Origin of the sequence: Kribbella sp. NPDC051718, assembly GCF_040681515.1 — a bacterium.
Taxonomy (GTDB): Bacteria; Actinomycetota; Actinomycetes; order Propionibacteriales; family Kribbellaceae; genus Kribbella.
In genome coordinates this window covers 388,730-412,365 of sequence record NZ_JBFAYZ010000004.1, presented here as the reverse complement: position 1 = coordinate 412,365, position 23,636 = coordinate 388,730, and the positions used below count along the sequence as shown (strand labels likewise).

At 68.4% G+C, this 23,636-nt stretch carries 25 protein-coding genes; 15 read left to right on the top strand and 10 right to left on the bottom strand.

The features are described 5' to 3' along the window. Positions 1-77: 77 nt before the first annotated feature. A complete protein-coding gene (locus AB0M15_RS17515; RefSeq protein WP_363819374.1) occupies positions 78-1,055 on the top strand; it encodes a sugar-binding domain-containing protein in 978 nt (325 codons plus the stop codon). Continuing rightward, entirely contained in the window at positions 1,056-2,471 is a 1,416-nt protein-coding gene (gene xylB, locus AB0M15_RS17510) for a xylulokinase (RefSeq protein ID WP_363819372.1), read from the top strand. Between the two features lie 142 nt (positions 2,472-2,613). On the opposite strand, the gene AB0M15_RS17505 is transcribed toward xylB, so the two are convergent. From AB0M15_RS17505 to AB0M15_RS17495, 3 genes are all read right to left on the bottom strand, one after another. Beyond that, positions 2,614-4,836 carry a DUF222 domain-containing protein gene (locus tag AB0M15_RS17505; protein ID WP_363819370.1) on the bottom strand — a complete coding sequence of 741 codons (2,223 nt, stop codon included), beginning with the start codon at positions 4,834-4,836 and terminating at the stop codon, positions 2,614-2,616. A gap of 535 nt (positions 4,837-5,371) precedes the next feature. After that, positions 5,372-6,649: a HAMP domain-containing sensor histidine kinase gene (locus AB0M15_RS17500; protein WP_363819368.1), complete on the bottom strand. Its 1,278-nt coding sequence runs from the start codon at positions 6,647-6,649 to the stop codon at positions 5,372-5,374. After that, entirely contained in the window at positions 6,646-7,338 is a 693-nt protein-coding gene (locus AB0M15_RS17495; RefSeq protein ID WP_363819367.1) for a response regulator transcription factor, read from the bottom strand. Before AB0M15_RS17495 ends, AB0M15_RS17500 begins: the two co-directional genes overlap by 4 nt. Positions 7,339-7,480: 142 nt before the next feature. Between AB0M15_RS17495 and AB0M15_RS17490 the strand changes: the two genes are divergently transcribed. From AB0M15_RS17490 to AB0M15_RS17470, 5 genes are read left to right on the top strand one after another with little or no spacing between them, the layout of a single operon-like run. After that, complete coding sequence (locus tag AB0M15_RS17490; RefSeq protein ID WP_363819364.1) at positions 7,481-7,711, top strand: hypothetical protein; 231 nt, start codon at positions 7,481-7,483, stop codon at positions 7,709-7,711. Then, entirely contained in the window at positions 7,708-8,688 is a 981-nt protein-coding gene (locus AB0M15_RS17485; RefSeq protein WP_363819361.1) for a MoxR family ATPase, read from the top strand. Before AB0M15_RS17490 ends, AB0M15_RS17485 begins: the two co-directional genes overlap by 4 nt. Beyond that, positions 8,685-9,623 (top strand): DUF58 domain-containing protein, encoded by a 939-nt coding sequence (locus AB0M15_RS17480; RefSeq protein ID WP_363819359.1) that lies wholly within the window; start codon positions 8,685-8,687, stop codon positions 9,621-9,623. The genes AB0M15_RS17485 and AB0M15_RS17480 overlap by 4 nt, the downstream gene beginning before the upstream one ends. After that, complete coding sequence (locus AB0M15_RS17475) at positions 9,620-10,567, top strand: VWA domain-containing protein (protein ID WP_363819357.1); 948 nt, start codon at positions 9,620-9,622, stop codon at positions 10,565-10,567. The genes AB0M15_RS17480 and AB0M15_RS17475 overlap by 4 nt, the downstream gene beginning before the upstream one ends. An 11-nt stretch (positions 10,568-10,578) precedes the next feature. Further along, entirely contained in the window at positions 10,579-11,517 is a 939-nt protein-coding gene (locus tag AB0M15_RS17470; RefSeq protein WP_363819354.1) for a trypsin-like peptidase domain-containing protein, read from the top strand. A 61-nt stretch (positions 11,518-11,578) separates the two neighbouring features. Here the strand turns inward: AB0M15_RS17470 and AB0M15_RS17465 are convergent, their stop codons facing one another. From AB0M15_RS17465 to AB0M15_RS17455, 3 genes are all read right to left on the bottom strand, one after another. After that, positions 11,579-12,001, bottom strand: a complete 423-nt coding sequence (locus AB0M15_RS17465; RefSeq protein ID WP_363819352.1) for a hypothetical protein — start codon at positions 11,999-12,001, stop codon at positions 11,579-11,581. Between the two features lie 120 nt (positions 12,002-12,121). Next, positions 12,122-12,427: a hypothetical protein gene (locus tag AB0M15_RS17460; protein ID WP_363819349.1), complete on the bottom strand. Its 306-nt coding sequence runs from the start codon at positions 12,425-12,427 to the stop codon at positions 12,122-12,124. Then, the gene (locus tag AB0M15_RS17455) at positions 12,424-13,173 is read right to left on the bottom strand and encodes a sulfite exporter TauE/SafE family protein (protein WP_363819346.1); all 750 of its coding nucleotides are present in this window, start codon (positions 13,171-13,173) and stop codon (positions 12,424-12,426) included. The genes AB0M15_RS17460 and AB0M15_RS17455 overlap by 4 nt, the downstream gene beginning before the upstream one ends. A gap of 84 nt (positions 13,174-13,257) precedes the next feature. Between AB0M15_RS17455 and AB0M15_RS17450 the strand changes: the two genes are divergently transcribed. Next, positions 13,258-14,145: a LysR family transcriptional regulator gene (locus AB0M15_RS17450; protein ID WP_363819344.1), complete on the top strand. Its 888-nt coding sequence runs from the start codon at positions 13,258-13,260 to the stop codon at positions 14,143-14,145. Here AB0M15_RS17450 and AB0M15_RS17445 read toward each other — a convergent pair. Next, complete coding sequence (locus AB0M15_RS17445) at positions 14,110-14,613, bottom strand: hypothetical protein (RefSeq protein ID WP_363819341.1); 504 nt, start codon at positions 14,611-14,613, stop codon at positions 14,110-14,112. The genes AB0M15_RS17450 and AB0M15_RS17445 overlap by 36 nt on opposite strands. A gap of 45 nt (positions 14,614-14,658) precedes the next feature. Here AB0M15_RS17445 and AB0M15_RS17440 point away from each other — a divergent pair, with 45 nt between their 5' ends. The 3 genes from AB0M15_RS17440 to pepN all read left to right on the top strand — a co-directional run bounded on the left by AB0M15_RS17440 (position 14,659) and on the right by pepN (position 18,146). Then, positions 14,659-15,117, top strand: a complete 459-nt coding sequence (locus AB0M15_RS17440) for a PH domain-containing protein (RefSeq protein ID WP_363819339.1) — start codon at positions 14,659-14,661, stop codon at positions 15,115-15,117. Positions 15,118-15,216: 99 nt separating this feature from the next. Further along, entirely contained in the window at positions 15,217-15,684 is a 468-nt protein-coding gene (locus tag AB0M15_RS17435) for a YkvA family protein (protein WP_363819337.1), read from the top strand. Positions 15,685-15,698: 14 nt separating this feature from the next. After that, positions 15,699-18,146, top strand: a complete 2,448-nt coding sequence (gene pepN / locus AB0M15_RS17430) for an aminopeptidase N (RefSeq protein ID WP_363819335.1) — start codon at positions 15,699-15,701, stop codon at positions 18,144-18,146. 2 nt (positions 18,147-18,148) lie between these two features. On the opposite strand, the gene AB0M15_RS17425 is transcribed toward pepN, so the two are convergent. Next, positions 18,149-18,310 (bottom strand): hypothetical protein, encoded by a 162-nt coding sequence (locus AB0M15_RS17425; protein WP_363819333.1) that lies wholly within the window; start codon positions 18,308-18,310, stop codon positions 18,149-18,151. Between the two features lie 88 nt (positions 18,311-18,398). Here AB0M15_RS17425 and AB0M15_RS17420 point away from each other — a divergent pair, with 88 nt between their 5' ends. Next, on the top strand, positions 18,399-19,811 hold the full coding sequence (locus tag AB0M15_RS17420) for a S28 family serine protease (protein ID WP_363819331.1): 1,413 nt from the start codon (positions 18,399-18,401) through the stop codon (positions 19,809-19,811). Positions 19,812-19,845: 34 nt separating this feature from the next. On the opposite strand, the gene AB0M15_RS17415 is transcribed toward AB0M15_RS17420, so the two are convergent. Next, positions 19,846-20,385: an RNA polymerase sigma factor gene (locus AB0M15_RS17415; protein ID WP_363819329.1), complete on the bottom strand. Its 540-nt coding sequence runs from the start codon at positions 20,383-20,385 to the stop codon at positions 19,846-19,848. An 82-nt stretch (positions 20,386-20,467) separates the two neighbouring features. Here AB0M15_RS17415 and AB0M15_RS17410 point away from each other — a divergent pair, with 82 nt between their 5' ends. From AB0M15_RS17410 to AB0M15_RS17400, 3 genes are read left to right on the top strand one after another with little or no spacing between them, the layout of a single operon-like run. After that, positions 20,468-21,481: a serine/threonine-protein kinase gene (locus tag AB0M15_RS17410; protein ID WP_363819327.1), complete on the top strand. Its 1,014-nt coding sequence runs from the start codon at positions 20,468-20,470 to the stop codon at positions 21,479-21,481. Positions 21,482-21,513: 32 nt separating this feature from the next. Then, the gene (locus tag AB0M15_RS17405; RefSeq protein WP_363819325.1) at positions 21,514-22,167 is read left to right on the top strand and encodes a hypothetical protein; all 654 of its coding nucleotides are present in this window, start codon (positions 21,514-21,516) and stop codon (positions 22,165-22,167) included. A 26-nt stretch (positions 22,168-22,193) separates the two neighbouring features. Further along, on the top strand, positions 22,194-22,616 hold the full coding sequence (locus tag AB0M15_RS17400; RefSeq protein ID WP_363819322.1) for a YciI family protein: 423 nt from the start codon (positions 22,194-22,196) through the stop codon (positions 22,614-22,616). Here the strand turns inward: AB0M15_RS17400 and AB0M15_RS17395 are convergent. Beyond that, positions 22,606-23,634 (bottom strand): S66 peptidase family protein, encoded by a 1,029-nt coding sequence (locus tag AB0M15_RS17395; protein ID WP_363819319.1) that lies wholly within the window; start codon positions 23,632-23,634, stop codon positions 22,606-22,608. The genes AB0M15_RS17400 and AB0M15_RS17395 overlap by 11 nt on opposite strands. Positions 23,635-23,636: the final 2 nt, after the last annotated feature.

Genomic DNA, 23,636 nt, shown 5'->3' with positions numbered 1-23,636 from the left:
GAAGGGGCTCGCGGCAAAGGCCCGCGAACCGTTACGGTGCCGGGGAATCACGGGAGAAGATTGGTGGCGGGGCGACGGTGAACGGTCGGGGACAGTTGCTCGGCGAGGGTGACGAGGACGACGAGCTGTTGGCCGACGTCGCTCGCCGGTACTACCTCGACAATGTCTCCAAGGTCGACATCGCCAAGCAGCTCGACCTGAGCCGGTTCAAGGTCGCCCGGCTGCTCGAGGACGCGCGCAGCCGTGGCATCGTCCAGATCCAGATCAAGAACCCGTCGCCCATCGATCGCGGACTCTCCGAGCAGTTGGCCGACGCTCTCGGGCTCCAGCTGTGCGTCGTCACGCATACCTCCGGCTCGCCGGAGCAGGTGCGCGACCAGGTGGCCGAGGCGGCTGCCCGGACGGTCGCGCCGCTGGTTCGTGACGGGGACCTGCTCGGCCTGACCTGGAGTCGGGCGGTTGATGCGATGGTCGACCATATCGACGTACTGCCTGCCTGCACGGTGATCCAGATGGCCGGTTCGCTGCACTCGCCCGCGGGTGGCGGCAGCACGATGGACCTCGCCCGCCGAGCCGCCGCTCTGGCCGGCGGTACTGCGCACGCCGTCCACGCACCGCTCGTCGTCGACGACATCGCCGCCGTCACCGCGTTGCGCCGGCAGCCCGGCATCGCGGACACCCTGGCGCTGGCCGACGGGCTCGACATCTCGGTCGTCGCGATCGGCGCCTGGCGGGCCGGCTGCTCGACGGTCTGGGACGCGGTCTCGGAGGAACTCCGGGCCGAAGGGGTCGCTGGCGGCGCAATCGCCGAAGTCAGCGGGCATCTTCTGGACCAGGACGGCAGACTGGTCCAGTCACCGTTGGAACAGATGATCATCGCGGTCTCGGTCGACCAGCTGCGCCGCCCGGCGGAGCGGATCGCCCTCGCCGCGGGGGCCCATCGCGCGCCGGCGGTGATCGCCGCCGTGCGGGCCGGACTGGTCAGCACGCTGGTGACGACGACCGACCTCGCCCGTGACGTCCTGCGGCACCTTGCTACCGAAAAGGATCTCTAGATGACTGACCCGAGACTGGTTGCCGGAGTCGACTGCTCGACCCAGGCAACCAAGGTCGTCGTATGCGATGCCACCACCGGCGAGGTACTACGGGAAGGCCGCGCGCCCCACCCCGACGCCACCCAGGTCGACCCCGCCGAATGGTGGAACGCTTGGTCGATCGCCTCCGACGGTCTGCTCGACGGTGTCTCCGCCGTGTCGGTCGCCGGTCAGCAGCACGGCATGGTCCTGCTCGACGGCTCCGGCGCTGTCGTCCATCCGGCAGTCCTCTGGAACGACACCAGCTCCGCCGAGGCGACTGGTGAGTTGGTCTCCGAGCTGGGCGGCCCCGAGGCCTGGGCCTCCGCGGTCGGGTCGGTGCCCGTACCGAGTTTCACGGTCACCAAGCTGCGCTGGGTCCGCGGCGCCGCCCCCGACGCGGCCGCTCGCGCCGAGGCGGTCGCGCTGCCACACGACTGGCTGACTCACCAACTGGCCGCCGACCGCTCGGGGATCGCCGATCTCACGACGGATCGGGGAGACGTCTCAGGTACTGGCTGGTGGTCGCCCGTCACCAATGACTACCGCCCCGACCTCGTCGAACTAGCCTTCGGCCGCTCCCTGCAACTCCCGCGCGTAGCCGGCCCCTCCGAGGTCGTCGGCCAGACCTCCTTCGGCGCGGCGCTGGCCGCCGGCACCGGCGACAACATGGCCGCCGCCCTAGGCCTCGACCTCCAGCCCGGCGACGTCGCGGTGTCTTTGGGGACCAGCGGCACCGCCTTCGCTCGGTACTCGTCCCCGACCAGCGATCCCAGCGGCTTCGTAGCCGGCTTCGCCGACGCCACCGGCGGCTACCTCCCCCTGGTCTGCACCCTCAACGCCGCCCGAGTCCTCTCGGCCACAGCCACTCTGCTCGGCATGGACCTGGCTGCCCTGGACGAGGCCGCCCTCACCTCCACCGGCAGCAACGGCCTAATGATGCTCCCGTACCTGGACGGCGAACGCACCCCAGACCTACCCCACTCCACAGGCCTCATCTACGGCCTCACCCGTACCACCGCCCAGCCGGCCACCATGGCCCGAGCCGCAGTAGAAGGCATGCTCTGCGGCCTGGCCGACGCCGTCGACGCTCTCCGAGCCCAAGGCATCCCCGTCCACCGGGTCCTCCTCCTAGGCGGCGCCGCCCGCTCCCGCGCAGTACAAGCCCTAGCCCCTGCTCTACTTGGCGCCCCGGTCGTACTACCGGAACCAGCCGAGTACGTAGCCCTAGGCGCAGCCCGCCAAGCCGCGTGGGCCGTCTCTGGAGACCTCCCGGTGTGGGATGTCGCCATGAGCAAGCCCGAGTCCGCAGTACTGACCGACGAGGCCGCCACCGACGTCCGCGCCCGCTACGCCGCAGTCCTCTCCGGCACCCGCCCCCTCCTAGCCGCCAACTAACCCGGAACCCACCACCCCGCCGCGGCGTACACCTCCTCCTGGACACCTACCTGCTCGAACACCGTGGCTAGTCGGCTCACTCATCTGCCTCGGCATCGCCGCCTCCCGCCTCCGCCCGAAACCCAACCCCCAGCCGAACCCACTAACCACCTGACCAAGCGTCGGGCGCGCGGGTGTTGTGCTTGTTGGGGTAGTGGCGGCCGGTGGGGCTGATCCAGGTGTAGGTGCCGGCTGGCGTGAGGTGGATCTGCCAGCCGCCTTCGTGCTTGAGGCGATGGTGGTGGCGGCACAGACACCAGAGGTTGGCCGCGGTTGTGCGTCCCCCTGCGGCGAACGAGATCCGGTGGTCCAGGTCCGTGAATTCCGCTGGGCGGTTGCAGCCCGGGAACTGACAGGTGCGATCGCGCAGCCGGACGTACCTGTCCAACGCGGCCGATGGCGTGTATCGGTCCGGATCGCCGACAGGTGGTCGATCCGTGAGCTGGAGCCGAACCCGTGTATCGCGGCCAGCTCCCACGGCGCCGTCAGAAAACCTCGCGGAGCCAACGCCCGTGCTGGGATGCTTGGCGCCGGGGCTGCCGGCCGCCTCGGGTTCGGTGGAAGGCCCACGCAGGCTGAACGCACCAGCGCCAGTGGAAGCACCGGGGGTAGTAGACGTGCTGGGGCACGTAAAGGCGCTGGCTGAGGTGACGGCGCCGGTGCTAGTGGAGGGGCCGGCGGAGGTGGAGGTGCTGGGGATCGGGGGCGTGCGGGGGAGGGGTGGTAGGAGGGTCTGCTTGAGGGCCTTGAGGAGGTACTTGCGTAAGGCGCTTTGTGGGAGGGGGCCCTGCCGGTCGGTTTCTCCGCCGGTTCCCGGGTCTCCGTTGATCAGTGCGCGTACTTCAGCCGCCGTCGCATGGATCACGATCGCGGCCTCTGCACCGACCAGCGATTCGTCTACCCAGTCGGCATCGGTCCGTCGGACACGATCGGCCGAGCCGTCATCTGCGCCGTCATCTGGGCCATCACGGTCTACGGAGCGACTACGGCCGGTACGGTCCGCGCCGTCGTTGCTGCTCGCGTGAGCCTGAGCGTTGGCAGGAGCATCGGTCTGTCCGTCGGTGTGGGCGGTCCTCAGGCCGACGTTGGTATGGCCGTGAGCATCTGCGGAGTGGTGGACGGTGCTTTCGCCACGGGTGCGGTGGTCGACGGCATCGTCGTACTCACTGTCGGTGGACTGCAGATCTTCGGCAGGAGGTTCGTCGGCCGGATCGTGGTGGGGCTCACCAGTTGGTGGGTCTGCTGTCGAGGTGGTCGTGTTGGTGGGCGGGGCAGCGGCGGCCGGCGCAGCGGTAGTGGTGGCGGTGCTCGCCGCGCCAGCTGTGCTGGCTGTGCTGGTCGTGCCAGCCGCACTGGCTGTGCTGGCCGCGCCAGCCGCGCCAACCGTGCCAGCCGTGCTGGCTGTGTCGGCCGTGGTGGTCTGGGGGTGAGGGGTGGGGCGTTTGGTGTTGGGGAGGAGGCGGCTGAGGGCTATGTCGGCGCGGAGCTGGTCCATGGTGCGGGGGTCGCCCAGGCGGCGATAGCGGATCGCGGCGCGGGAGAGGCTGGTCATCACCGCGGCGCCGTCGATGGCGTTCTGGTTGTGGACGATGTCGGATCTGCCGAGGTCGTCGGTGTACATGCGGACTGAGCGCTCGTCGTGGGCGCGTTCGTAGGCCTTCTCGGTGGCCTCCGGGGAGCGGCGGGCGACTTCGCGCCGGCAGGCCTGCTTGATGTCGACCAGCGGATGCGTCTTGATCCACGCGAGGATGGCGGCTTCGGCGGCGCGGAGGTCGGCGAGATCCTCCAGCACGGAGAGTTCGGACACGATCGTGAATGCAGCTCGCTCGGTCAGGTGGCCGGCGGACAACGCGGCGAGAGTGGCGGGGAAGTTGTGGACCAGTTCGCACGAGCGATGAATCTGGGTGGTGGCGTGCCCCCGACGTAGCTCGAGGATCCCGGCGACTTCATCGGAGACCGATCGGAGGTCCCCGGCGATCCAGCGCCGTTCGCCGGGCTTCGCCTCGCGGTCTCCTGGCTGGGGGTACCGGTGTCCCAGATCTGCTGAGACACCGCGCAGGGAATCGTCGAAGCCGGCGATGGTCCCGGCCTGAAGGGCGGCTAGCCGAGACTTCAGCAAGGCGATCGCGTCCAGGCGATCCAGCCAGCCCTGAGTAGTCAGTCGGGTGGTGTCCTGGCGGACTACCGCCTCGTAGAGCGAGGTTCCCAGAGTGGGGTCGTTCTCCTGGTCGAACCTCAGCAAGCTCTCTGCAGGCTGACGTCCGGGAGGCTGCCGCAGCGGGCGCGACGACCCGTCAATCGGCTCACCACTCGAACGTTTGCTCATGCCTCGATCATATGTTCGATTACTCTTCGAATCAAATCGGCTACGCCTGTGCCGGAATTGGTTGCTATGGGCAAGGAGTGGCTGTATCGGCAAGTAGGTAAGGAAAACGCCAGGGCCGGTAGCCGAGTCGAGTCGATCGCCCAGGTCAGCTTGCCGCGCTGTGAGGTCGATTGCCTGGCGGCGACCGTGGTCGCATCGCACGACGCAGGAGCACGGAGCCGCAGCGCGCCCAGCGCCGGGGTTGGTTCGGCGCGCGCAGCGCAAGGGGGTCGGTGCGCAGCGCAAGGGGCTCGGCGCGCGCAGCGCAGGCGGTCTGGCGCGCGCAGCGCAGGGAGCGCAGGGAGCGCAAAGGAGTTCGGTGGGCCCAGGCGCGCGCAGCGCAGGGATTCGGGGCGCGCAGCGCAGGCGTTTGACGCGCAGCGCGGGGTTTGGCGCGCGCAGCGCATGGGGTGCGGCGCGCGCAGGGCATGGGGTGGGTGGGAGCGGTCGGAGAGGCACGACGGAGGAGCGGGCATCGGAGAGCGCGTGGGGTATTTCAGGGGCGGGGGCCTAGAGGGTCTTCGGTGGGGGGTGTGGGGGAGCGGCGGGTGGTGTTGGTGAGGGAGCGTTCGGGGAGCCAGAGGATGAAGGTGGAGCCGGTGCCTAGTTCGGAGTGGAGGGCTACGGTGCCGCCGTGGGATTCGACTATCTGGCGGACGATGGCCAGGCCCAGGCCGGCTCGGCGTTGGCTGGTTGAGGGGCCGCTGGAAGGGTCGACGAGGGGGACGGTGGCGGGCGGCTGGCGTTGGCCGGAGCGGAAGAAGCGGTCGAAGACTCGGTCGGTGTCTTCGTCGGCGATGCCGGGGCCTTCGTCTCGTACTGCGATCCAGGCCCAGCCGTTTCGGCTGCCGACGGCCAGGACGAGTTCGCTGCCACCGCGGGCCAGGCGGACAGCGTTGGAGAGCAGGTTGTCGACGGCCCGGCGCAGCGCTTGGGCATCCCCGGCAGCGATCGGCCCCGGCGACAACCGGCGTACCAGCCGAAGCTCTCGATCGGCAGCGAGCAGCGCATACTCCTCCGCGGCCTCACCGGCGATCGCGGCCAGATCCACGTCCGCATCGACGAAGGCAGGCGACGACCGCCGGGCAGACGCCAGCAGATCCTCCACCAGCCGCGTCATCCGCTGGATCGCACGCGAGACGATCGCCGTCGCCTGCGCCCGATCCTCCGACGGGGTGTCGTCATGGGCGAGTACTGCGTCCACGTTGGCCTGGATGACCGCCAACGGGTTCCGCAGCTCGTGCGACGCGTCGTCGACCAGTTGCCGTTGCGCGACGAAGGCAGACTCCAGCCGTTCGAGCATGTCGTCGACGGTGTCCGCGAGATTGCGCAACTCGTCCTGCGGCCCGTCCATCGCGATCCGCCGGGAGAGATCGGTCGCCGAGATGTCCTGCGCCGTAGCGGTGATCCGGCGTACCGGCCGGAGGGCGCGACCGGACAACCACCACCCGGTACCAAGGCTGAACAGCAGCAATACGCCCATACCGGCCGCCGAGTAGGTCTTGAGCGTCTCCAGCGTCTTGTAGTTCACCGCCGACTGAATGCTGGCCAGGTCAGCAGCTTGGATCGTATGACCGGTCTTGACCTTCAGATGGCCCTGGCTGTCGTAGTAGGTCTTGTCCACGGTGATCGGGTTGAGCGGCTTCGGGTCGAGGTACGCCGACAAGGCGAAGTACAGACCGCCGAGGACCAGAGCGGACAGCCCGATCAGGACAGCGGAGTAGGTCAGCGTCAACCGGAACCGGATCGTCTGGGTCCACGCGGGCCTTCTCATGTCTCACCCCGAAGCCGGTAGCCGCGTCCGATCACCGTTTCCAGCAAGGGTTCCTCGCCCTCCAGCGTGAGCTTGCGCCGCAGCGTCCCGACCGTCACCCGGACGCTCTGCGTGAACGGATCCGCGTTCTCGTCCCACACATGCTCGAGCAGTTCCTCAGCCGACACCACGTGCCCCGGCCGCGACATCAGATACCGCAGCACGCCGAACTCCTTCAGCGTCAGCGGAAGCTCCCGCCCAGCCCGCGTCGCGAGATGCCGCGAGCTGTCCAGCACCAGATCGCCGACGTGCAACTGCGTAGTCCCGTTCGTCACGTCGCGCCGCAACAGAGCACGAATCCGCGCCAGCAGCTCAACCAATGCGAACGGCTTCGTCAGATAGTCGTCGGCGCCCTCGTCGAGCCCCCGGACCCGGTCGGCGAGCGAGGCGCGCGCGGTCAGCATCAGCACCCGCAGCTCGCGTCCGGACGCCACTTCGATCTCACCACGCCGTACCGCGCGGCACAGGTCGAGCCCGCTCGTGTCCGGCAGCGTGATGTCGAGGATCGCCAGGTCGTACGGCGTGGTGGCGAGCTTCTCGACCGCCTCGGCGCCGGTCAGCGCCGCGTCCACCGCATAGCCGGCCCGGCCGAGTCCCGAGCGCAGCGCGCTGACCAGGCCTTCCTCGTCCTCCACCACCAGTAATCGCACGACTCAAAGGTAGCGGCGCCGGCCGGGAGAGCCGGTAGGCGCTTTCGGCGGACTTTCGTTCTGCTTTCCGGTCGTTTTCGGGCTGGCCTGATGAATTGGAGCCCATGAATTCAACACAGCATCCGAACGTGAAGGAGTCAGCATGAATCTCCCCGGCAAGCGCCTCCTGCTCGGTACTGCGATCGCGGCCGCCGCGCTGGGCGTGGGCGGCGTCGCGTACGCCGCAGGCGACGACCCAGCCCCCGATCAGGGCTACGTGACGGTCGAGGAAGGCCCCGGTACGCCGAGCACCACGCACGACTGCCCGGACAAGGACGGCTCTGGTAGCGCCCAACCGGAGCAGAATCAGGCCACCCCGCAGAGCAACGCATGACCGCAGTACTGGAGCGTGCTCTCTTCGAGGTGAAGCGGGTCGTCGTCGGGCAGGACCAGCTGGTGGAGCGGATGCTGGTCGGATTGCTTGCCCGCGGCCACTGTCTGCTGGAAGGCGTACCGGGCGTCGCCAAGACCCTGGCCGTACGCACGCTGGCGGAGGTGATCGGCGGCCGCTTCGCGCGACTGCAGTTCACCCCTGACCTGGTACCCGGCGACATCGTCGGCACCCGGATCTGGCGGCCGTCCGCGGAAGGCTTCGACACCGAGCTCGGCCCGATCTTCGCCAACCTCGTACTGGCTGACGAGATCAACCGCGCACCCGCCAAGGTGCAGTCGGCGTTGCTGGAGGCGATGGCCGAGAACCAGGTCAGCATCGGCGGCGTCAGCTACCCGTTGCCCCAGCCGTTCCTCGTACTGGCCACGCAGAACCCGATCGAGTCCGAGGGCGTCTACGCGTTGCCCGAGGCGCAGCGGGACCGGTTCCTGCTCAAGATCACCGTCGACTATCCGACGCCGCTGGAGGAACTCACGATCCTGCAGCGGATGAGTTCGCACCGGCCGCACGCCAACGCGGTGCTGACGCCGGCCGTCGTGAGCGAGTTGCAGGAGGCGACGGAGGACGTCTTCGTGCACAACGCCGTCGCGGAGTACGTCGTCCGGCTGGTGCATGCGACGCGGGTGCCGGCGCAGTACGGGATCAATGATCTCGGCGGCGTACTCGAGTTCGGCGCGAGTCCGCGGGCGACGCTGGGGCTCGTCGCGGCGGGTCGTGCGCTGGCGTTGCTGCGTGGGCGGGACTACGTGCTGCCTGCTGATGTGTACGACGTTGCCCATGACGTGATGGCGCATCGGTTGGTGCTGACGTTCGATGCGCTGGCCGATGGGGTGGATCCGCGGGCGGTGGTGTCGCGGGTGCTGCAGGCGATCGAGCAGCCTCACGTGGTACCGGCTGATCAGCATGGTTCTGCGGCATGACTGGTCCCGACCTGCTGGCCGGGCGGGAGCGGGCGCTCCGCTCGCTGGAGCTCTCGGTGAAGCGGAAGCTGGAAGGCTTCCTGCATGGCGAGATCACCGGCCTGCGGAGCGGCCCGGGGTCCGAGCCGAACGAGGCACGTCCATACCAGGCCGGCCAGGACGACGTCCGCCGGATGGACTGGAACGTCACCGCCCGCTCCCTCGAACCGCACGTCCGCGCGCCCCTCGCTGAGCGCGAACTGGAGACCTGGGCGCTCGTCGACGCCTCCGCTTCGATGGACTTCGGTACTGCGCTCTCCGAGAAGCGCGACCTAGCCGTCGCCATCGTCGGCGCAGTCGGCCTCCTGGCAGACTGCCCCGGCAACCGCCTCGGCGTAAGAGTTGCTATAGGCAACGAAGTCCGCCGTATCCCGGACGTAGGCGGCGGCCCCGATCTCCGCCGCACCCTCCGCACACTGCTGTCGTTGCCAAGAGCAACGCCAGGCGAGCACCCTGCTACGGATCTCGCCCACGCGATCACCAGACTGAACCGCGAACACCCACGCCCCGGCCTCCGAGTAGTCGTCTCCGACTTCCACACTGAAGGTTTCGGAGTTCCCTTGCGGCGGCTTAGCACGCGGCATGAGGTGATCGCCGTTGAGGTTCTCGATCCGCGAGAGCTGGAGTTGCCCGAGGTCGGGCTGCTTACGCTCGTCGATCCGGAGACCGGGCGGCGGCGCGAAGTACAGACAAGTAAGAAACGGTTGCGGGAGCGGTATGCCGCGGCGATGCGGGAGCACCGGGAGCAGACCGCCCAAGCCATCCGTGCGGCCGGCGCCGCTCATCTCGTCCTGCGTACCGACACCGACTGGGTCCGTGACGTCGCCGCCTTCGCGACCGTGCGGAAGCGGGCCAGCACTCGGCGAACACCGAGAGGGAGGACCGGAATCCGATGAAGTTCGAGCAACCGCTGTGGCTCTGGCTGCTGCTGATCGTCGCGGCTCTCGTCGTGGCCTACCTCGTGGCGCAACGCCGCCGCAGCAAGTACGCCGTCCGGTTCGCGACCCTCCCGATGCTCGAGAAGGTCGCACCCAAAAGCCCGGGCTGGCGCCGCCACGCGCCCGCCCTCGCCTTCCTCGCCGCCCTGACCGTGCTGACGATCGCGATCGCCCGCCCGGTCACCGACGTCCGGGTACCGCGCGAGCGCGCCACCGTCGTCGTCGCGATGGACATCTCCAACTCGATGGCCGCGACCGACGTCGAGCCGAACCGGTTCGAGGTCGCCAAGAGTGCCGCGACCGACTTCGTGAACAGCCTCCCCAAGCAGTTCAACGTCGGACTCGTCTCGTTCGCCCGTACTGCGAACGTCGTCACCCAGCCGAGTACCAACCACCAGGCAACAGTCGACGCGCTCAACCGGCTCACGCTGACCGACAGCACCGCGATCGGCGAGGCCGTCCTGACCAGCCTCGACGCCGTGAAGAGCCTCGACGCCGACGCGGCCACCGATCCGCCACCGACCCGGATCGTGCTGCTGTCCGACGGCGGCAACACCTCGGGCCGCCCGATCGACGAGGCAGCGCAGGCTGCGGCGCAGGCCGGCGTACCGGTCTCCACGATCGCCTACGGCACCCCAGAGGGCACCGTGAACCTCGACGGCCGGAACGTACCGGTCCCCGCCGACGCCGACTCGCTGCGCGGACTAGCCGACGCGACGAACGGTTCCTTCTACTCCGCGGAGAGCGACCAGGAACTGCGCTCCGTCTACTCCGATCTCCAGTCGTCGATCGGCTGGTCCACCGAGGAACGCGAGATCACCAACCTGGTGGCGGGTATCGCCCTGGCTGTCGCACTACTGGCCGGCCTGGCGTCGCTGCTCTGGTTCTCGCGGCTGCCCTAAGGAGCCCTCGCATGAGCCCTCATCTAGGCCATCCCTTCCGCGGGCCGCACTACCAGCCCGGCCCACCGCCCCAGGCACCTGCACCCGCACCGCCACCGGGCGTCCCCTTCCCCGTCACCCCGGCCGCCGCCGCCATGTCGGCTCCCCCCTCTCCGGCCGCGGCACCTCCGGCCGGGGTGACGGTTCAACCCCCTGTACGCCGTACTGGCCGCGTACTCGCCGCCGGAATAGCACTGTCCGTCCTGGCCGGCGGTCTAGCCGGTGCTGTGACTGGGGGCTGGGGTGACTCGCCATCGGCGGTCGCACCGGTCGAGTTGCCGCAAGCGGCCGTGCCCTCGGCGGGTGCCTCGCAGGGGTCGATTGCGACGGCTGCAGCGAGTGTGTTGCCAGGTGTGGTGTCGGTGCGGGCCGGCCGGGCGACAGGTTCGGGGTTCGCGATCGACCAGCAGGGCCACGTGGTCACGAACGCCCACGTGGTGGAGGGAGCGAGCGATGTGTCACTGGTCCTGTCCACCGGCCGATCGGTGGACGCGAGCATCATCGGCGTCGACGCGGACAACGACCTCGCAGTACTCCAGGTCAGCGGCAACGTCGAGGGACTGCGTTCGCTCACGCTCGGCCGGTCCTCGGAGCTCCATGTGGGAGACCCGGTACTGGCGGTCGGCTCACCGCTCGGGCTGGAAGGAACGGTGACGGCGGGCATCGTCAGTGCCGTCAACCGGCAGGCGCGGTTCGGTGACAACGGCAACCGGCAGTCGGCGATCCAGACCGACGCGGCGATCAACCCCGGCAACTCGGGCGGCCCGCTGGTGAACTCGGCCGGTCAGGTGGTCGGCGTCAACACCGCCATCGCCACCCTGGGCACGTCGTCGCGCTCCGGCAACATCGGCATCGGCTTCGCGATCCCGGTCGACCGGATGACGACGATCGTCAAGGGCCTGATCGATTGAAACGACAGCGGCGTCCGTAGTACCGGGTCCTGCCGGTACTACGGACGCCTCGTTCAGTGGGTCACTTGACGAGGTTGACGGTGACCACCGGGCTGATGGCGCCGGAGGCGACGACCCGGAACTTGTTGGCGCCGACCCGGCCGCTGGCGACCTTGACCGCGTAGGTGGCCTTCGAGGTGACCTTGGTGGTGGCCGGGAAGTTGACCCACTTGGTGCCCTCGAGGCGCTGGACCTGGACGACGGAGTTCGCCTTGATCCCGGTGGTCTTGCCGCTCAGCGTGACCTTGGCCCACACCTTCGCGCTGGTCGCGTTCGAGGCGATGGTGATCTTCTTCGCGACGACCGGCTGGGCGGCGACGGTGTTCTGCCCCGTGGTGGACGCGTTCGCCTGCAGCGCGCCGGCGACCCCCACGGCACCGGCGGCGAGACCGAGGCCTCCGACGACGGCGACGACCCGGCGGACCAGCTGAGAACGGTTGCGCATGATGGTGATCTCCCCTTGATTTCAAGCTTTCTGAGCCCTTGTGAGCTCGACACAGACTGAGACGCGGGGGCGGAGCGATTAGTTGGATCACAGATCCGTTACAGCTTTTGTTGCCTCCGGCTACAACTTTCCGGAGATCGGCGCGGCGCCCGGATCCTCGCCGTCGGCATGCCGGAGGACCCAGTCGTCGAGGTCCTCCGCCGCCTCTTCGGGGGCCTCGGGCAACTGCCAGTGCACTTTCGTGCCGGTCTCCTGCCCGCAGGTGAAGGCGTGGACGGCAGCCGCATAACGCTCGGCGGCGGCCAGTACTTCGTTCGCCTGCGCGACCAGATCGCCCTGGACCGTCACCGCCGTGCGAGCCGACTCAGCGAGCTGGCAGGCCTCCCAGGCGATCGCGAGCCGGGCCAGCGAGTCGTCGGTGATCATGAGGTGATCACGAAGTACCCGACGGTCATCGCCGCGGCGGACGCCACCACGATGCCGCGGAGTGTGCGGGTGGACAGTTGGCGGGCGATGGTGGCTCCGCCGAAGCCGCCGATGATCGCGCCGGTGAACATCAGTACCAGCTTGAGCCACTCGGTGAGGATGTCCGAGGCGACCAGGAAGACGGCGCCCGCGGTCAGGTAGATGGCGGCCATCTGGGACATCCGTAGCGGGTTGAGCCGGCCCGGATCGATGCTCGCGGCAACGCTCCAGAACGCGACCATCATCAGCCCGGACGCGCCGCCGAAGTAGCCGCCGTACACGGAGAGCAGCAGTTGGCCGACCACGATCGTCGGCCGCCCGGCGACCCGGGTGCGCAGTGACTTGGCGATCTTGCGGCCGAAGGCCAGCACGAACGTGGCAAACGCGAGCAGCCAGGGGACGAGCGCGTCGAAGGACTCGGATGGAAGGGTGAGCAGCAGCCCGGCGCCGAGCGCGCCGCCGATCACACTGGCCCAGGTCAGTACCGGGATCGAGGTACTGGGAATCGGCACGAGGTCGCGGCGGTAGACCCAGAGGCTGGCCAGCCCGCCTGGCAGCAGGGCGACGGTGGTGGCTGCGTTGGCGGTGACCGCGCCGACTCCGACGGCGACGAGCGCTGGGAACGCGACGAAGCTCCCGCCACCGCCGACCGAGTTGAGCGCGCCCGCTGCGATCCCGGCGAGCAGGACGATCAGCAGCGTGGTCACGTACCGAGCATCGGGGAGCCGGGGTAAGGAGCACAATGCGTTTTTGCCTCAGTCAGCCTCTGCCTGGGGCTTAGGCTGTGCAGTATGCGCTATGACCTGGACGACCTGCGGTTGTTTGTCCACGTGGTGGACCAAGGCTCGATCACCGCCGGCGCTCTGCAGATGCACCTGAGTCTGCCTTCGGCCAGCGCGCGGGTCAGGGCTCTGGAAACTCACGCCGGAGTCCCGCTGCTGGTCCGCGAACGGCGTGGCGTCCGCCCAACCCCAGCAGGTACTACCCTCGCCCGCCACGCCCGCGAAGTACTGGCCCAAACCGCCCGCCTCGACAGCGCCGTCGCAAGCTACACCGCCGCCCGGTCTCGCCCGCTAGTCCTTGTCTCCGGCGGCTCAGCCATGCACCGGGTGGTCCCCGCAGCCCTGGCGACCTTCCTGCGCGAGTACCCCGAGCACGACGTCACCGTCTCCGAGCAACGCACCCCACGCTCCCTACGCCTGCTCGCCGAAGGCAAAGCCGACCTAGGCATCGTCCTGGACGACGACGAAACCACCGGTACCACCCTGCGCACCGAACCCCTGGTCGACGACTCCCTGGTAGTCATCGGCCCCGCAGGCGGCCTACTCAGCGGCCGGCAGGCCATGTCGTACACCGAAGTCGCCGAACACCCCATGATCGGCCTGGACCTAGGCTCCACCCTCCGCACCTGGATGGACCGCCGCCTGGGCCCCCACGCCCCGGCCCCGCGCTACCGCACCCTGATCCCAACCCTCCACACCCTCATCACCCTCGCCACCGCCGGCGTAGGCCTAGCCATAGCCCCCCTCCGCTCAGTAGCCGGCAACCCCGCCCTGGACATCTGTCCCCTAACAGACCTCTGGGCCACCCGCTCCCACCTCATTTGCTACGCCCCCACCCCACCCACCCCCGCCATAGAAGCCCTAGCCACCCACATCCGTCAGGCCGCCACCACCTGAGCCGCGACGCTCCTTGCGACGTCGTCTCCGCACCGCCCGCCACTCCTTCTCCGGCACCAACCGCGCCGCCCCGATCACCCGCCCAACCGCTTCCACCTGAGCTCCGTCCAACCGCACAGCGATCGATTGCCCCTCATCAGCCAGCGACACGAGCTCTCCGGCATCACCCCAGACAGTGGCGTCATAGGCCCAGGGCGCAAAGGTCACGAACGCCGACCAAATCTCATCGCCGCCGCGCCGAATACCCGTCTGGGCATAGCCACCCTTCTCGACCCGCTTCGCAACGCCACGCAACACCTCCGCCGCTACCGCCACCTCCACCGGCCAGTCGGCGTCGTCGATCGGTATGTCGGTCTCGTACTCGGTAGCGGTAGCTTGCACGGCCCCCAGAACCAGCCGGCACGCCTCGACGATCTCGGCGTCGTCCCACCCGTCGCCGTCCACCACGTACCTCTGTCGACCTTTCACGCCACTAGTATCCGTGCATCTCTTGTCGGCACCCGGGGGGAACGAATGGCCTTCAGAGCCATCGGGAACGGCGCGATCCTGGCGGTCTGTGTGGTCGTCCTGGCTGAGATGTGCCTGCTCGCGGTGTACGACGAGTTCTCCTCCATCCCGGACGAAGTCGCCGTCATCGTCTCCGTCGTGGTCGGTCTGCTGATCCTCTGGCGGTTCGCCCGGGTCGGCGTCGCCGTCACCCCCACCGGCCTCAAACTCCTCAACCTAGGCCGGGACGAGCTCGTCCCCTGGACCGCCATCGCCGACATCAGACTCGACGAGGGCGAGGCCTCCCTGGGCGCCACCGCGATCCCGTACGTCGAACTCGCCGACCCCCCTTCCCCCGAAGAACCCGGCATCCTCCTGACCTGCCTCTCCGGCTACACCTTCCGCGGCCGCAACCGCCGAGTCACCCGCCAAACAACCAAACTCCGCCAACACTGGCTCGACCACCAGCCCGGCACGCCCCGATGAGCAACCTCATCCTGTGACCGGCATAGTCGTCGAACTCCGCGACAGGAAGCGCCGCCCAGACGACGACCTCTGACGCAGTGGGGGCTTTAGTGTGGGTGGATGGTGTTCTTTGGTGGGTTGCTGGGGTTGATGGGGCTGGCGACGTTGGTGTTTCGGGACGCCGATGTTGTTGGGTTGCCTGCGCCGGGGGTTGGGGGTGCGTTCCTCGTTGTAGGCGCCGGGTTTGTGGGGGTTGGGTTGTTGCGGCGGGCTGCGCGGAAGCGGCGGGCGGCTCGGGGGGAGCCGGTGCCGGTGGGGGATGTGTTTGAGCGGGCGAGGGCGTTGCCGCGGATGTTGAGGGCGGCTAAGGCTGAGGGGTATACGGCGGTGTCGGGCGGCCAGAAGACGCTGTGGGTGTTGGCGTTGGTGTATTTGGTTTCGCCGATCGATATCTTGCCGGAGTTCTTGCCGGTCATCGGGGTGGCTGATGATGCGGGGGTTGGGGTCTGGTTGTTGACGAGTGTGTCCACGGCGGCTGGGTTGTACTTGCGGCACGAGCGGGAGAGGCGCGGGCTTCCGCCGGCTTAGGTAGCGTCTAGGGCATGCCCGCTCTCACTGTCGAAGAAGCCCGTACGCGGGCCGCCGCCCTCACCGTCAGCTCCTACGAGATCGACTTCGATCTGACCACCGGACCGGAGAACTTCCGGGTCGTCAGCACGATCAGGTTCAGGGCCAGGGACGAGCGGAGCTTCGTCGATGTGAAGCCGCAGGAGCTCGTCAAGGTGATGCTCAACGGCAACATCGTCAACCCAGAAGGGCTGGATGACGGGCGCCTCTCGCTCGAAGGACTGCAAGAAGAGAACGTGCTGGTGGTCGACGCGGTAATGAAGTACTCCGCCGACGGCGAAGGCCTGCAGAGGTCAGTCGACGCGGGCGACGGGCGCGTGTACTTGTACGGCATGTCGTCGCTCGAGTCCGCCCCGAGGTACTTCGCCTGCTTCGACCAGCCCGACCTCAAAGCGCCGTACACGATGACGGTCAAATGCCCCGAGGACTGGATCGTCCTCGGCAACGGCGCCGCGACGCAAACCGCACCAGGGGAGTGGGCGCTCAAAAAGACCCAACCACTCTCGACGTACTTCGTGACACTGGTAGCCGGCCCCTTCCACCTCATCAGAAGCGAGCACGACGGCATCCCGCTGGGACTCGCCTGCCGGCAAAGCCTCAAGGAGCACCTCGAGAAGGACAAGGAAGACCTCTTCCGGGTCACCGCGCAGGCCTTCGACGAATACCACCGGCTGTTCGGCTACCGGTACCCCTTCGGCGAGTACCACCAGGTCTTCGTGCCCGACTTCAATCTCGGCGCGATGGAGAACCCCGGCTGCGTGACCTTCGCCGACAGCCTGGTCTTCCGGTCGGCGGTGACCGACGCGGAGCGCAGTCTCCGGGCGAGGATCGTCGTGCACGAGATGGCGCACATGTGGTTCGGCGACGCGGTCACGATGAAGTGGTGGAACGACCTGTGGCTGAACGAGTCCTTCGCCGAGTACATGGCGAACCGCGTCGCGCACGACGTCACCGACCACCGAGGTCATTGGACCGATTTCGCCTTCGTCCGCAAGTGGTGGGGCCTGCAGGCCGACCAGAGGAGATCGACCCACCCGGTCGCCGCCGAGGCCGGCAAGGACGCCCGCCAGTCGCTCGACGACTTCGACGGGATCTCTTATGCCAAAGGCGCCGCGGTACTCAAGCAGCTCGCGGCGTACCTCGGTGACGAGGTCTTCCTCAAGGGCGTCAACGCGCACATCGACGCGCACGAGTTCGGCAACGCGGACCTGCACGAGTTCATCGCCAAGCTCACCGAGGCCGGCGCCGTCGACCTGCCCAACTGGTCCGAGCAGTGGCTGCGCACGGCCGGCCTCGACACCATCAGCGCCGAGCGCACCGCGACGGGCGCCAGGCTGCGCCGCAGTACGCCGGAAGCCCACCCGGCCGACCGCCCGCACAAACTGACGGTCGGCGCGTACGACGAGAGCGGACACCCCACCTCAACCCCAGTACTGCTGGACCGCGACTCCGTCGACATCGAGCTGGACCCGAACGCGGCCGTGATCGTCCCCGACGCGGCCGACGACACCTGGGCCAAGATCCGTCTCGACCCGACCAGCCTGGCCAACCTCCCCGCAGTACTGCCGAAGATCGCCGACAGCACAACCCGTGGCGTGATCTGGAACAGCATCCGCGACGCCGTAGCCGACGCCGAGCTCGACCCGCGCCAGGCGCTGGCGATCCTGCTCGAAGCCATCAAGCGCGAGGACAGCGACATCGCAGTCGGCTCCCTCCTGCGCTGGCTGGACGATCGCCTGCTCGGTGCGTACCTCCCACAGGAGCCGTACCGCGCACAGGCGGCCGCTGCGCTCACTGCACGGCTTGCCGAGACCCTTGCCGGCAGCAGCCTCCAGCTAGCGATCACCCGCGCGGTGGTGGCGACCACTGACGACGCCAAGCTGCTCCAGGGCTGGCTGGACGGCAGTGGCGTCCCCAGCGGTCTGCAAGTCGACACGGACTTCCGCTGGTCGCTCGTACTGCGCCTGGTCCGGCTAGGCGTCTACGGCAAGGCAGAGGTCGACGCCGAGCTGGCCAACGACCAGTCGACCGAAGGCGTTTCCCAAGCGGCTCGCTGCCTGGCTGCAACCGCGGACGGCAAGGAGGCGGCCTGGCAGCGGATCATGACGGACGGCACGGTCGGTGTGAACGAGTTGTTCGCCATCGCCGAGGGCTTCTGGGATCCGGCGCAGACGGAGCTGACCGCGCCGTACGTCGACCGGTACTTCACCGAGATCGCGCACACCGGCGAGATCCGCTCGGGAATGGCCGTCGCGATGACGGTCGGCCGGATCTTCCCGAAGTACGCGGTGGACGAAGCGGTGATCGAGCGGGCCGACGCGTTGATCGCCGACGAAACCGTTGCCCCGAGCATCCGCCGGACCACCGCCGACCACACCGACGACCTCCGCCGCGCGATCGCCGTACGCCGTACGTTCGGCTGAGGTCAGCGGCGGAAGAAGCGCGCGAACAAGCCCGGGCTCTGCTCCTTGGGGTGTCCGGCGCACCAATCCGCCGCCGGCACGCCCTGCTTGACCTGCGCGACATGCTGCCCGCAGCCCGCCCAGGTCGTCTTCCCACAAGCCTTGCACTTCACCGCTCTGCACATGCGCGCACCGTACCTGTCAACCCCTCTAAATGTCGGTGGGGGCGTTTAGGCTGCTCAGCAGTGTCGCCCCACACCGAGGAGTCCGCCCGTGCGCCGCTTGATTCGTTTCGCGCTTGTTGTTGCTCTGGTCGCTGGATCTGCCTTCACGACCGCGGCGGCAGCGCCCGCCGTACAGGCTGCTGATCCGGTCGCTGAGGTGACGGCGAAGCTGCAGACGATTCCAGGGCTGCGGATCGAGAGCAGCACCACCGTGAGCGGCAAGCCGTTCTTCGTGCTCTGGTACACGCAGGCGGCCGATCACCGGAAGCCGCGCGGGGAGAAGTTCGAGCAGCGTGTCACCCTGTGGCACCGCGGCTTCGACCGGCCCACCGTGCTGCACACGACCGGGTACGGCGGTGTCGGCGGCGCGTTCACGTCCGAGCCGACCCGCCTCGTCGACGGCAACCAGCTGAACGTCGAGCAACGCTTCTTCAACACCTCCAAGCCGGCCAGCCAGGACTGGACCAAGCTCAACATCTGGCAGGCGGCGACCGACCACCACGAGATCATCCAGGCGTTCAAGAAGGCCCTGTACTCCGGGAAGTGGGTCTCCACCGGGGCGAGCAAGGGCGGCATGACGTCGGTCTACCACCGGCGCTTCTACCCCAACGACGTCGACGCGACGGTCGCGTACGTGGCGCCGCAGGACGTGGACAACCGGCGCGACTCGTACGTCTCCTTCATCCAGGACGCCGGCACCGACCCGGCCTGCAACCTCGCCCTGCGCAACATGCAACGGAACACGCTGCTGCGCCGGCCCGCGATGGTGGCGAAGCTGAAGGAGATGGCGGCGCAGAAGGGGCTGACCTACGAGGACACGTTCGGCACGGTCGACCGGGCGTTCGAGGCGGCCGTACTGGATACGCCGTTCGCCTTCTGGCAGTACAGCACGCAGGCGAACTGCCCGCAGGTGCCGGGCACGGCCGCGGCGACGGACCAGCAGTTGTTCGACTTCATCGATCAGATCTCGGGCTGGGAGTTCTACTCCGACGAGGGCACCGCGGACTTCCTCCCGTACTACTACCAGGCGACCCAGCAGCTGAACTGGCCGGACGTGGCGAGCAAGACGACCTGGCTCAAGGGGCTGCTGCACTACCGCGAGGCGGGCGACGCGCCGGCCGCCGTGCCGGACTCGATCGAGCCGAAGCACGAGCCGTACGCGATGGCCGACGTGGACAAGTGGCTGAAGACGTCGGGGCGGCGGATGCTGTTCGTCTACGGTGAGAACGACCCGTGGAGCGCCGAGAAGTTCGAGCCCGGCCGGGGCACGCGCGACTCCCACTGGTACATCCAGCCGGCCGGCAACCACGGCTCCAGCATCACCGGCCTCCCTGCCGCCCAACGCGCCGAAGCCACCCAAATCCTGCAGACCTGGATGGGCGTCGCCCCCAACCCGGCGGTCGCCCAGACGAAGACCACCACCATCGACCCCGGAGCCCAACGCCAAGGCCGACTCCGCTAGGAGCCCATCCGTCGCGCTGACTCCTGCTGAGGGGTCAGCGGACGGTTAGGTGTTCTGCTACCTGTTTGCGGGCTTGGTGGATTCGGGCTTTGACCGTGCCCAGGGGGACGGCGAGTTCTTCGGCGATCTCGTTGTAGGACATCGCGCCCAGATCGCGCAGTACGAGGGGCTGGACGAGCTGCGGGTGGCTGGCTTCCAGGGACTCGAGTGCTTCCAGGAGGTCGAGCCGGGAGCCGGCGATGACCGAGGTGGTGCGGGGGTCGATCGCCTCGGGGAGGACTTCGGCGGACTGTTCGACGGAGCGGCGCTTGAGGGAGCGGTAGGTCTGCCGGGCGCAGTTGGTGGCGACGACCGTCAGCCAGCCGGCGAAGCTGCCGCTGCCCTTGAAGGTGTGGATCTTGGTCGCGACCGTCATCAGCGTGTCCTGCGCGGCCTCTTCGGCGTCTTCCCGATAGGGCAGGAACTTCGCGACGCGTCGCAGTACCTGCGGCCGGATCGCCTGCAGCAGTTCGGGGATGACGCTCTCGTCGCCACCCGCCGCGCGGGCCGCGAGGTCTTCCAGCTCCTCGTTCATGCTCCCCCAGGTTCGCCGCGACGGCACTCGCCGAAGCGGTAGGTATTCGCCTTGATCCCTGCAGTGCTCGACAATAGCCCCGATGGATGTCATCGGACGTTACCGGCTGCAGTCGAAGATCGGCGCAGGCGCTTTCGCGACGGTCTGGCGAGGGTACGACGACGACCTCGACGTGGATGTCGCCGTGAAGGTGCTCGCCGACAACTGGGCGTCCCGTGCCGACGTCCGCGAGCGCTTCTTGTCCGAGGCCCGGCTGATGCGCCGGATCGCCAGCGACCGGGTCGTCCGGGTGTTCGACCTCGGCCAGCTGCCGGACGGCCGCCCGTACTTCGTGATGGACTTCGTCGACGGCGGCTCACTCGCCGAGGTGCTCTCGCACGGACCGCTGGAGCCCGCCGACGCCCTCTGGTGGGGTGCCGACCTGGCCCGAGCCGTCGCCGCCCTCCACGACGAGGGAGTCGTGCACCGCGACATCACCCCCGCGAACCTGCTGCTCCGCCCGTCGTCAGGCCTCGAATCAGGCGGCGGCACGCACCGGATCGTGCTGGCCGACCTCGGCCTGGCCAAGCGCGCCGCAGAGGCGTCCGGCCTGACGCAGGCGGTCGGCACTCCGTCGTACATGGCCCCGGAGCAGGGTCGGGGTGACGGCGGATTCGACGAGCGAGCCGACGTGTACGCCGTCGGCGCGGTGACCTACGCGCTGATGACCGGACGTCCGCCGTTCGTGGCGTCGTCCATCACCGACGTGCTGGCCCGTGACCCCGACAGCAATCCACCGAGCCTGCGACCGCTGCTGCACGACTCGGTCGGCGAGATCGACGAGATCCTCGCCCGCACCCTCGCCTTCCGCGTCGGCGACCGCTGGGACCGCGCCGACACCCTGGCCGACCGCCTGGAGGCCGAGGCCTACCGCCTCGAGCAGGAAGCCCCCGTGCTCGCCGCCCAGCGCACGATCTTCAACGACGCCGACCAGATCCCGACCACAGTCGCCCAAACGCCCAGCCAGCGCCGCCCCCGCCGTCGCTGGCTCTACACCTCGCTCCCACTTCTCTTCCTCCTGGCCGGCGCCGGAGCCTGGTACTTCGTCGGCCGCTGACAAACACCTACATGACTCCGTAGGGTAGTCATATGACTACCCACAGCATTCACGCCCGGCTGCTCAAGTCATCAATCGTCGCCCTCGCAGTATTGGCAGCCGGTACTCCGGCCGCCGCATCGCCGGTGGCAGACGCTGCTGCCGCGCCGACGGCAAGCTACGCCTGCCGAGCGGACACCAAGTTCGGCAAGCACACCTTCAGCCTCAAGCAAGCAGTGAATGCGAAGGCTCCGGCGAGCGTCAAAGCAGGATCCGGCTTCACCATCGCGGTCGAGCTGAAGCCAGGTTCGCTGCCGGCCGAGGTGAGGGGCTTCAAGCTCAAGGAGGTCCGCGACCTGACGCTCCGGATCCCCGTCCCCAACAACACCTGGTTCATCAGCGGCCGCCTGATCGGTGGCTCGGGCCTCGGCTCCACGCCCACCCTCGAACACTCCGGCCGGGTCATCACGATCCGCCTCGGCGGACCGGTGCCAGGCGGATCGGCGTACCAGTTGCCGATTCTCTCTGTCCGGCTGAAGGCCGGTGCCAGCGGTCGCGTGGTGAAGACCAGTCTCAAAGGCACCAGCTTCGACGACCCCGGCCTCACCCTGACGGCGGCGATCAAGTGGAAGTTCATCACCATCAAGTCGCCGGTCGCGTGCTATCCGGACACCAACCCGACGCTGTCCAGGACTCAGATCCGCTAACCCGCCGGTCGGTTAGCCTGCCCGCTATGCGCTACATGATGACGTTTCGCGGGACCGACGAGTACGAAGCCGGCGAGATGCCGAGTGAGGAAAGCATCACCGCGATGACCTCGCTGATGGCGGAGATGGCCGAGGCGGGCGTGCTGATCGGCGGCGACGGCCTGCATCCGAGCTCCAAGGCGATCCGGCTCGAGGTCCACGAAGGCAAGCACCGTGTCGTCGACGGCCCGTTCACGGAGACCAAGGAACTGATCGCCGGCTACTGCCTGATCCAGGTCGCCTCGAAGGAGGAGGCGGTCGCCTGGGCCGGGCGCTGCCTCGACGCCGACATGGGCAACTCCCGCGGCATCGACCTCCGCCAGATCTTCGAGGCCGAGGACTTCGGCGACGCCTACACCCCCGAGGCTCAGGCCCGGACCCAGGCGGCGACGGCCAAGCTCAGTAAATGACCGAGATGCGCTGAGCCACGGGATCGATGCTCGCGGTACCGCCGTACGGAAGTACCACTTGCGGATCGGTATGCCCGATGTCGAGCCCCGTGACGAGCAAGGCATCGGGCCTGTACTCCGCAAGCGCACGGCGGACCGCTGAGTACTGCCCCTCGACGTAGGCCGCGGACTCCTCCGCCGTAGACCGGTGCTCGAGCGACCGGCTCTTCGGGCGACCCCAGAGGACGGCGTCGAAGCGGGCGAGCAGCCCACGTTCGCCCAGGTTGCGAAGGATCCGGTAGACCGTGTCCGCGGAAGGCAGCTCCTCGGACGTCTCCAGGAACAGGACCCCGGAGTACTCCTCGACCGGCAGCATCCAGCGGTTGGCGGCGAGTTGCCAGTCGATGATCTCCAGGCACCCACCCCACAGCCGCCCGGTCACCGGCGTCTGCGGCCCGTGCCAGGTCCACCCGGTGGCTGGAAACAGCGACGGCTCCGACGCGAGATGCTCCGCGACGGCCCAGTCGCGATCCTCGTCGGTCCACCCGGCCGCCGGCGTCAGCTCGACCTCACCCGAACCGAACAGCGCCGCCCGCAGCGACCGCTCGGAGTCAGGATGCATGGCGCCACCCCGCCCGAACTGAACCATCACGGCGCCGCCGTGGAAGGCCGGAACCCCCAACGAATAAAGGAAGTTCAGCAGATTCGTGTTGTCGCTGTACCCGAAGAACGGCTTCGGATCGGCGCGGAAGACGTCCGGATCAAGGTGCTTGAGCACCGTGAGCTGATCGTCTCCACCGATCGACGCGATCACCGCCCGGATCGACGGATCACTCCAGGCAGCATGCAGATCGGCGGCGCGCTCCTCCGGCGTGGAGCCGAGTTTGCGCGTGGTCGGGTACTCCACCGGCTCGAGCCCGAACCCGCGCAGCCGCTCCAGCCCAAGCTCGTACGGCCCGGGAAAGATCGCCGGCAATCCACTCGACGGCGAAACAACGGCAACCCGATCCCCGGCAACCACCTTGCGCGCAAACAACATGC

Coding starts and splice junctions, on each gene's coding strand:
- xylB (WP_363819372.1), top strand. CDS start 1,056: ATGACTGACCCGAGACTGGTTGCCGGAGTCGACTGCTCGACCCAGGCA.
- AB0M15_RS17505 (WP_363819370.1), bottom strand. CDS start 4,836: ATGAGCAAACGTTCGAGTGGTGAGCCGATTGACGGGTCGTCGCGCCCG.
- AB0M15_RS17500 (WP_363819368.1), bottom strand. CDS start 6,649: ATGAGAAGGCCCGCGTGGACCCAGACGATCCGGTTCCGGTTGACGCTG.
- AB0M15_RS17490 (WP_363819364.1), top strand. CDS start 7,481: ATGAATCTCCCCGGCAAGCGCCTCCTGCTCGGTACTGCGATCGCGGCC.
- AB0M15_RS17485 (WP_363819361.1), top strand. CDS start 7,708: ATGACCGCAGTACTGGAGCGTGCTCTCTTCGAGGTGAAGCGGGTCGTC.
- AB0M15_RS17480 (WP_363819359.1), top strand. CDS start 8,685: ATGACTGGTCCCGACCTGCTGGCCGGGCGGGAGCGGGCGCTCCGCTCG.
- AB0M15_RS17475 (WP_363819357.1), top strand. CDS start 9,620: ATGAAGTTCGAGCAACCGCTGTGGCTCTGGCTGCTGCTGATCGTCGCG.
- AB0M15_RS17470 (WP_363819354.1), top strand. CDS start 10,579: ATGAGCCCTCATCTAGGCCATCCCTTCCGCGGGCCGCACTACCAGCCC.
- AB0M15_RS17465 (WP_363819352.1), bottom strand. CDS start 12,001: ATGCGCAACCGTTCTCAGCTGGTCCGCCGGGTCGTCGCCGTCGTCGGA.
- AB0M15_RS17460 (WP_363819349.1), bottom strand. CDS start 12,427: ATGATCACCGACGACTCGCTGGCCCGGCTCGCGATCGCCTGGGAGGCC.
- AB0M15_RS17450 (WP_363819344.1), top strand. CDS start 13,258: ATGCGCTATGACCTGGACGACCTGCGGTTGTTTGTCCACGTGGTGGAC.
- AB0M15_RS17440 (WP_363819339.1), top strand. CDS start 14,659: ATGGCCTTCAGAGCCATCGGGAACGGCGCGATCCTGGCGGTCTGTGTG.
- AB0M15_RS17435 (WP_363819337.1), top strand. CDS start 15,217: ATGGTGTTCTTTGGTGGGTTGCTGGGGTTGATGGGGCTGGCGACGTTG.
- pepN (WP_363819335.1), top strand. CDS start 15,699: ATGCCCGCTCTCACTGTCGAAGAAGCCCGTACGCGGGCCGCCGCCCTC.
- AB0M15_RS17425 (WP_363819333.1), bottom strand. CDS start 18,310: ATGTGCAGAGCGGTGAAGTGCAAGGCTTGTGGGAAGACGACCTGGGCG.
- AB0M15_RS17415 (WP_363819329.1), bottom strand. CDS start 20,385: ATGAACGAGGAGCTGGAAGACCTCGCGGCCCGCGCGGCGGGTGGCGAC.
- AB0M15_RS17410 (WP_363819327.1), top strand. CDS start 20,468: ATGGATGTCATCGGACGTTACCGGCTGCAGTCGAAGATCGGCGCAGGC.
- AB0M15_RS17405 (WP_363819325.1), top strand. CDS start 21,514: ATGACTACCCACAGCATTCACGCCCGGCTGCTCAAGTCATCAATCGTC.
- AB0M15_RS17400 (WP_363819322.1), top strand. CDS start 22,194: ATGCGCTACATGATGACGTTTCGCGGGACCGACGAGTACGAAGCCGGC.
- AB0M15_RS17395 (WP_363819319.1), bottom strand. CDS start 23,634: ATGTTGTTTGCGCGCAAGGTGGTTGCCGGGGATCGGGTTGCCGTTGTT.